The sequence below is a fragment of the Syntrophales bacterium genome, assembly GCA_030018935.1.
In the GTDB taxonomy this organism is placed as follows: domain Bacteria; phylum Desulfobacterota; class Syntrophia; order Syntrophales; family CG2-30-49-12; genus CG2-30-49-12.
In genome coordinates this window covers 23,393-30,680 of the sequence record JASEGZ010000023.1, presented here as the reverse complement: position 1 = coordinate 30,680, position 7,288 = coordinate 23,393, and the positions used below count along the sequence as shown (strand labels likewise).

The window sequence follows — 7,288 nt, the reverse complement described above, 5'->3', positions numbered from 1 at the left end:
AACAAACCGGACAGATTGTGTGCTACAAACCGGACATATCACGTGTTACTAACAGAAATTTTGCCTGCATTTGACTTGACACAGTAAAAGAATTATAATTACTACAAGCTATCAGCTGTCAGTAAGACAGGTCAAAACAAATTCAGGATGCAAAAGATAGAACAAACAAGCCGGTTAAACCATCCCAGGATTTATCGGTGTGGCAAAAAACGCATCGCCCTGTTCCTGGAGTTTCTGGAATTTATCAATGGAAATGGACGATACATTTATCCGGCTTGCCCTTGATGAGGCGAGGTTGGCCTATGAGAAAGGCGAGGTTCCTGTCGGTGCCGTGCTTACCCTTGGGGGGGAAGTCATGGCGAAGGCTCACAACAGTCCTATCTCAATGAGAGACCCCTCTGCCCATGCTGAGATGCTGACTATGCGTAAAGCAGCAGAGATAACGGGCAATTACCGCCTTGTAGGAACAACACTGTATGTCACACTGGAACCATGTATCATGTGTGCCGGGGCGATTATACAGGCCAGGATATCGAGGCTTGTCTTTGGTGCCAGTGATCCTAAAATGGGAGGAGTGGTTTCCCTATACAGGCTTCTTCATGACAGAAGACTGAATCATACGGTAGAGATTACAGAGGGTGTCCAGAGGGAGGCCTGTGCCGAAATTTTAAGTAGATTTTTTCGTGAAAAGAGAATAACATACTCTGATATCTCATTTCCATAAGAAAAGCTGGGGAGAGATACCGAAGTGGTCATAACGGGATCGACTCGAAATCGATTTGGGGGTCAAAAGCTCCCACGGGGGTTCGAATCCCCCTCTCTCCGCCATTAAGTATACAAATGGGGGTAATTGCTCAATAGGCCATGGATTATAGGTAAAAATGACCTGGAGAGATGTCCGAGCGGCTGAAGGAACGCGACTGGAAATCGCGTGTATGCCCACAAAGGTGTACCGGGGGTTCGAATCCCCCTCTCTCCGCCATGGATGTGCCTGATTTATTTGATAGCCGGGTCCCGTACAACGGAGGATTGTGAACCCCGTCAGGTCCGGAAGGAAGCAGCGGTAGCAAGACCAACGTGTGTTGCGGGTAAACCTGGCTATCATCTTGTAAGCGCTCAGCTATCAGCCTTCAGTTTTCAGCAAAAACAAAAAGGTACGAGGGGTTGCTGACGGCTGAACGCTTGCATCATCTTTACTGTGATTTTTACCGGTCTTGCATTAATCAGGAAGAGTTATGAAGTATATTGTTCTCGCTCGAAAATGGAGACCCCAGATCTTTGAAGATGTTGTGGGACAGGAACACGTAGTCAAGACCCTGAGAAACGCCATCATTCAGGACCGCATCGCCCACGCCTTCATCTTCAGTGGACCGCGGGGGATAGGCAAGACATCGGTGGCCCGCATCATGGCCAAGGCCCTGAATTGTGAAAAGGGACCAACGCCAACTCTTTGCAATGCATGTACCAATTGCCGGGAAATCACGGAAGGCATATCTATGGATGTCCGGGAGATAGATGGGGCATCCAACAGGGGTATAGATGAGATAAGAGAGCTACGGGAAAATGTTAAATTCTCTCCTGCATCGTCCCGCTATAAAATCTATATCATTGATGAAGTACACATGCTTACCCGCGAGGCATTCAATGCCCTCCTGAAGACCCTTGAGGAACCTCCATCGCATGTGATTTTTATATTTGCTACCACGGAAAGCCATAAAGTTCCGGCGACCATCCTTTCCCGATGTCAGTGCTTCGACTTCAGAAGGGTATCCCTCAAGCTGATCATGGGTAACTTGAAACGAATCGTCGAGGCAGAGGGCATCCGTATCAGCGAAACCAGCCTGACCTGGATTGCCGAAGCGGGTGATGGGAGTATCAGGGATGCCCAGAGTATCCTTGACCAGGTTGTATCCTATGCCGGTTTTACTATCAAAGAATCCGACGTGGAAGGACTTCTCGGCCGGACAGATAAACGCTTTCTTTTCATGCTTTCCGAGGCGGTGTTGGAGAGAAACGCAGCCAGATGCCTGGAGATAATTGATGAGGCATATTATGCCGGCCTCGATATGAAATACTTTTACCAAATGCTCCTCGGTCATTTCCGAAACTTGCTTTTCACCCGGATCGCCGGCAAGGCTCGAGCGCTACTCGATCTTACCGATGATGAAACGGCGAAACTGAAAGCCCAGACAGAAGGGGTCTCACAACAGACCCTGCAACGCCTGCTGGACATCCTGATGGCCGAAGAGGAGAACGTAAGAAAAAGCTACAATCCACGATTGAACCTCGAAGCAACCCTCCTCAGAATGGCTTACCTTGAACCGATGATGCCTATTGACGAGATCCTATTGAAGATGGAAGGCATCGAGAAGAGACTCTCAGCTACAAAACCATCTCAGGAGTTGTCCGGCATTTTTCAGGTGGAAACGGTCAGCCCCGGACCTGCTGGATACGAGGTCAGGGAAGTTAACCAGCCGGAGCAACTCTGGGAAGATTTCAAGAGCTTTGTAAAGAAACAGAGTTCCCCCCTCTGGTCCAAAATTGAGGCGGGGAAATTTTTAGGATACGAAGACAAACTTTTAAGAATAGGCTTTCTCAAAGACTATATCTTTTTTGATAACATTAATGAGAGTTCTCAAAAGGGACGTCTGACGGAGATGGCAAGGGAATTTTTCGGGGATGACGGGATCAAGGTCCATATCGAACTCCTTGAAAATCCCCCCGAATCCCCCCATACCCCCCTTTGGAAAAGGGGGGCTGGGGGGGATTTTAAAGGGGGGCTGGGGGGATTTTCAGATGAAAAGGGGCACAACAGCATTTCCCATAGTAACAGGACAAATGAGATCAAGCGGGACGCCCTGAACCATCCAATGTTGCAAAAGGTCATGGATACTTTTGCGGGCGCCGAAGTACGCGAAGTTATTCCCCGTTTGGATCATCAATAAAGTACTATCACAAAGACGGAGGAGGTAAGCCCACTGATGCAAAATTTCGGAAACATTATGAAGCAGGCCCAAAAGATTCAGGAAAAGTTAGCCCATCTTCAGGAGGAAATGGAAGCTAAGACTGTGGAGGCCATGGCCGGAGGGGGTATGGTAACCGTCGTGGTAAACGGAAGGTATGAGATCGTATCCCTGAAAATAGAAAAAGAGGTGGTTAATCCTGAAGATGTTGATATGCTTCAGGATCTGATAGCGGCTGCGGTGAATGAGGGCATCCGTAAGGCCCATGAGATGACCTCAGCAGAGATGGCAAAAATCACCGGGGGCATTAAGATACCTGGCTTGACGTAGAGGATATTTGCAAATGGCAGGATATCCACCTCCTGTAAAACGTCTTATCAAGGAGCTCGGAAGGTTTCCCGGAATTGGAGAAAAGACCGCTACGAGACTGGCTACCTTTATTCTTCGTGCCCCTCCCGACGAGGCAAGAATGCTTGCGGAAAGCATTATGGAAGTTAAAGAAAAGATCAAGTTTTGCCCCGTATGTTTTAATCTGACAGAGAGGGAGCTTTGTGAGATATGTACTGATCCCTCGAGGGACGGTGAAACTATATGTATTGTGGAGGAACCTGATTCACTCATTGCCATCGAGGAGAGCGGGAGTTTCCGGGGAACTTACCACGTCCTTCATGGAGTTCTGTCACCTCTCGATGGAATTGGACCGAAACGTCTCAGACTGCAGGAGCTCTTGGACAGGATAGGCCGTAACCGGGTCAGGGAACTCATCGTGGCCACCAATCCGAACGTCCAGGGGGAGGCAACCGCTCTACTAATTGCCAAACTGGTAAAAGAGAAAGACGTTAAAGTAACAAGGATAGCCCTCGGCGTACCTTTCGGTGGAGATCTCAAATACACGGACAGGAGAACCCTGGCAAAGTCTATGGAATTCCGCCGGGGGATGAAGGACTCCTGATGCAGGTTTTCAAATAATAATTGACAGGAAAAAGCAATTATTATAATGACGACCTTCTAATTCTGTCGAGTATGAATCCAATCTGGGAGGTTGTCCGATGATAGAGGTAAGATGGCATGGAAGAGGAGGACAGGGAGCGGTAACTTCTGTGGAGATACTGGCCGTGGCTGCCATTGAGGAGGGAAAGTATGCTCAGGGTTTCCCGAGCTTTGGACCGGAGAGGAGAGGCGCCCCTGTAGCAGCGTTTAACCGGGTTGATGATAAACGGATAAAAATCAGGTCCGGTATCTACCACCCCGATGCGGTGGTTGTTCTCGATGAAAGCCTCATTGGCCTGGTCAATGTTGCCGAAGGGTTAAAACAGAATGGTGTCCTGATCATTAACACATCAAAGACAGCAAAAGAACTGGAAGAGGCCCTTCACTTTAAGGGGCGGATCGCCACCATTGATGCGACGGCAATAGCCTGGAAGGAGCTGGGCGTTCCGATCACCAATACCACCATGTTGGGAGCTTTGATTAAGGCAATCGGAATCGTGAAGATGGATTCCTTGAAATCACCCGTAGCGCACAGATTCGGCAGGCTCGCACAAAAGAACCTTACCGCCGCGAAGAGGGCCTATAACGAGATCAAGATCAAGTCGTAAGTCGTAAGTCATAAGTCATAAGTCATAAGTCATAAGTCATAAGTCATAAGTCTTGAAACTTGAGTCTTGAGAGAGGTGTAGTAATGACAGAGAAAAGGTGGCCGGAAAGATGGCAGGAGGTCAATCCGGGATGTATGGTATTTACCCCGGGAAGTTCGCAAGAGTACCATACCGGGAGCTGGAGGGCGGGAAGAAAACCGGTATGGGATAAATCCAAGTGCATTAAATGTGGCGTCTGCTATATATTCTGCCCGGAAGGGTGTATTTTTGCAGATGAAGAGGGATACTTCGCGGGAGATCTCACTTACTGCAAAGGTTGTGGCATCTGTGCCCATGAATGCTTTCCGGAGGCCGTAACAATGGTTAACGAGGAGGGATAATAAGCATGTCCAGGCGGGTTGGTATGGAAGTGGCGATTGCCGCGGCGGAGGCAGTTGCCTTGTGCAATATTGATGTGGCGGCTGTATATCCCATCACTCCCAACACCCATGTAGCAGAGCATCTGGCGGAAATTGTCGCCGAGGGGAGAATTGATTCCGAGTTTATTACCGTCGAGTCCGAACATTCGGCCCTGAGCGCAGTGCTGGGCGCCGCGGGTACGGGGGCAAGGACCTTTACAGCTACCAGTTCCCAGGGATTGCTCTACATGCAGGAGGTCATGCCGATCGCCTCGGCCATGCGGCTTCCCGTGGTAATGGTAATCGCCAACCGGGCGCTGTCCGGTCCTCTTAATATATGGAATGATCACAGTGACATCATGTTGCAGAGAGATATGGGCTGGGTTTCACTATTTGCGGAAAACGGTCAGGAAGTGGTGGACATGCTCATTCAGGCCTTCAAAATTGCCGAACACAGAGAGGTCATGCTGCCTGTAAATGTCAACATGGATGGTTTCCAGCTTACACACATGGTTGAGCCGATCGAACTTCCCGATCAGGCGGAGGTGGACAGGTTCCTTTTAGAATATAAACCTTATGCCACGCTTCATCCTGACAGACCGATCACCATGGGGGCCTTCGCCATGCCGGAGATATTTACAGAGGTAATGAAGGCAAAAGATGTCGCCATTGTAAATGCAAAGAAAACCATATTAGAGGTATGGAAAGAATGGGAGAGTCTCTTCGGCCGCAAGTATGAGCCTGTAGCGGCTTATAAGACAGAAGGAGCCGAGGTGGTATTGCTCACCATGGGTTCCATGGGCGAGACAGCCGAGGTCGCCATTGATGAGTTGCGCAGAGAGGGTATATCTGCCGGATTGCTGAAGTTAAAGCTCTGGAGGCCTTTTCCCTTTAAAGAACTGAAGAAAGCCGTGAAAGGTGTCAAGGTTCTGGCCGTCACAGACAGGGCGGTCTCGTATGGGGGCCCGGGAGGTCCCGTCTGCGCCGAAATCAGATCCGCCCTATACGACGAGCCGGAGCGGCCTGTGATCGTTGATTATATTATCGGTCTCGGCGGACGCGATGTCTCGGTGGAAGATTTTATAACGATGGGGAAAAGGGCGCTGGAAGCGAAGATAAAAAAACCCCGGGAAGCATACAAATTTTATGGAGTGAGGGGAGAATGAAGAGAAAGTACCCCAAGGGTCTCGTAAAAAACATTAAGCTGGTGGATAGAGAGGAATATTTTTGTCCGGGGCACCGTGCCTGCCAGGGGTGCGGAGAAGCTCTTGCCGTGCGCTTGATGTGCAAAGCGCTGGGCAGAGATACGGTTATTGCCTGTCCCACAGGTTGTATAGAGATTTTTTCCACCCCGTACCCTACAACGGCATGGAAACTGCCCTGGATACATGTGGCATTCCCGAATGCTGCGGCGGTCGGTTCTGGCGTAGAGGCCGGCCTGAAGGTCCTGCGGCGTAAGGGAAAGATTCCCGATAGATATGTTAAAGCTGTGGCCATCGGAGGAGACGGCGGCACCGCTGACATCGGGATTCAAGCCCTGTCCGGAGCCATGGAAAGGGGACATGATATGCTCTACGTGTGCTTTGACAATGAGGCTTACATGAACACGGGCATTCAGCGTTCCAGCGCCACCCCCTTTGGGGCCTCAACAACTACGGCGCCTGCCGGGAAGGAAAGCATCGGCAATAAAACATGGAAGAAAAATCTTCCCGAAATCATGGTGGCCCACAACGTTTCCTATGTTGCCACGGCAACTAACAGCCACCCCATTGACTTCATGAATAAAGTAAAAAAAGCAAGAGAGGTAAAAGGGACTGCTTACATCCACTGTTTATCCGTATGCCCCACGGGATGGCGGGCGGCGCCGGAGTTATGCATCGAGCTGGGAAGGCTCGCCGTGGAAACAGGCGTTTTTCCCCTTTACGAGGTGGAAAACGGCAGATACAGATTCACAGAGATGCCGGGTGACCTTCGACCTGTCGAAGATTATCTGAAGGTCCAGGGGCGCTTCCGACATCTGACACCGGATCAGATTAAAACTATTCAGGACAGAGTAAACCTCGAATATAGAAAGTTGATGAACAAGGTGGAGCATCCACCGCCAGAGTTGTAAAAAAAACCGTGTTCCCCAGTAGCTCAGTCGGTAGAGCAGATGGCTGTTAACCATCGGGTCCGTGGTTCGAGTCCGCGCTGGGGAGCCAGATTTCAATCCGCCGACTTTGGCGGTTCCAATTTAATGCAAGACCCCGAAGGGCGAACCCTGGAACTTCAGAAGCAGAATCAGAATGCCTCCATTGTGTCCATTATAATGTGACATTTTCACGTTGCA

The 7,288-nt window shown here is 49.8% G+C and carries 8 protein-coding genes, 3 tRNA genes and 1 other RNA gene; all 12 read left to right on the top strand.

The genetic code is table 11. The features are described from left to right. The first annotated feature begins 247 nt into the window (after window positions 1-247). The 12 genes from tadA (at window position 248) to QMD03_05865 (ending at window position 7,160) form a co-directional block, all read left to right on the top strand. Window positions 248-724, top strand: coding sequence for a tRNA adenosine(34) deaminase TadA (gene tadA, locus QMD03_05920; GenBank protein MDI6776764.1), 477 nt, complete (start codon window positions 248-250; stop codon window positions 722-724). A 10-nt stretch (window positions 725-734) separates the two neighbouring features. Continuing rightward, window positions 735-828: transfer RNA gene (locus tag QMD03_05915), tRNA-Ser, on the top strand. 60 nt (window positions 829-888) lie between these two features. Further along, window positions 889-982: transfer RNA gene (locus QMD03_05910), tRNA-Ser, on the top strand. A gap of 23 nt (window positions 983-1,005) precedes the next feature. Continuing rightward, window positions 1,006-1,103: signal recognition particle sRNA small type (gene ffs / locus QMD03_05905), an RNA gene on the top strand. Window positions 1,104-1,235: 132 nt separating this feature from the next. Next, on the top strand, window positions 1,236-2,945 hold the full coding sequence (dnaX, locus tag QMD03_05900) for a DNA polymerase III subunit gamma/tau (protein ID MDI6776763.1): 1,710 nt from the start codon (window positions 1,236-1,238) through the stop codon (window positions 2,943-2,945). A gap of 36 nt (window positions 2,946-2,981) precedes the next feature. Then, complete coding sequence (locus QMD03_05895; GenBank protein ID MDI6776762.1) at window positions 2,982-3,293, top strand: YbaB/EbfC family nucleoid-associated protein; 312 nt, start codon at window positions 2,982-2,984, stop codon at window positions 3,291-3,293. 13 nt (window positions 3,294-3,306) lie between these two features. Continuing rightward, the gene (gene recR, locus QMD03_05890; GenBank protein MDI6776761.1) at window positions 3,307-3,915 is read left to right on the top strand and encodes a recombination mediator RecR; all 609 of its coding nucleotides are present in this window, start codon (window positions 3,307-3,309) and stop codon (window positions 3,913-3,915) included. Window positions 3,916-4,012: 97 nt separating this feature from the next. After that, window positions 4,013-4,561 carry a pyruvate ferredoxin oxidoreductase subunit gamma gene (locus QMD03_05885; protein ID MDI6776760.1) on the top strand — a complete coding sequence of 183 codons (549 nt, stop codon included), beginning with the start codon at window positions 4,013-4,015 and terminating at the stop codon, window positions 4,559-4,561. A gap of 83 nt (window positions 4,562-4,644) precedes the next feature. Then, the gene (locus QMD03_05880; protein ID MDI6776759.1) at window positions 4,645-4,941 is read left to right on the top strand and encodes a 4Fe-4S binding protein; all 297 of its coding nucleotides are present in this window, start codon (window positions 4,645-4,647) and stop codon (window positions 4,939-4,941) included. Window positions 4,942-4,946: 5 nt separating this feature from the next. After that, complete coding sequence (locus tag QMD03_05875; protein MDI6776758.1) at window positions 4,947-6,125, top strand: transketolase C-terminal domain-containing protein; 1,179 nt, start codon at window positions 4,947-4,949, stop codon at window positions 6,123-6,125. Then, entirely contained in the window at window positions 6,122-7,072 is a 951-nt protein-coding gene (gene porB, locus QMD03_05870; GenBank protein MDI6776757.1) for a pyruvate synthase subunit PorB, read from the top strand. The genes QMD03_05875 and porB overlap by 4 nt, the downstream gene beginning before the upstream one ends. Window positions 7,073-7,084: 12 nt before the next feature. Beyond that, window positions 7,085-7,160 (top strand) — tRNA-Asn (locus QMD03_05865). The last annotated feature ends 128 nt before the right edge of the window (window positions 7,161-7,288 follow it).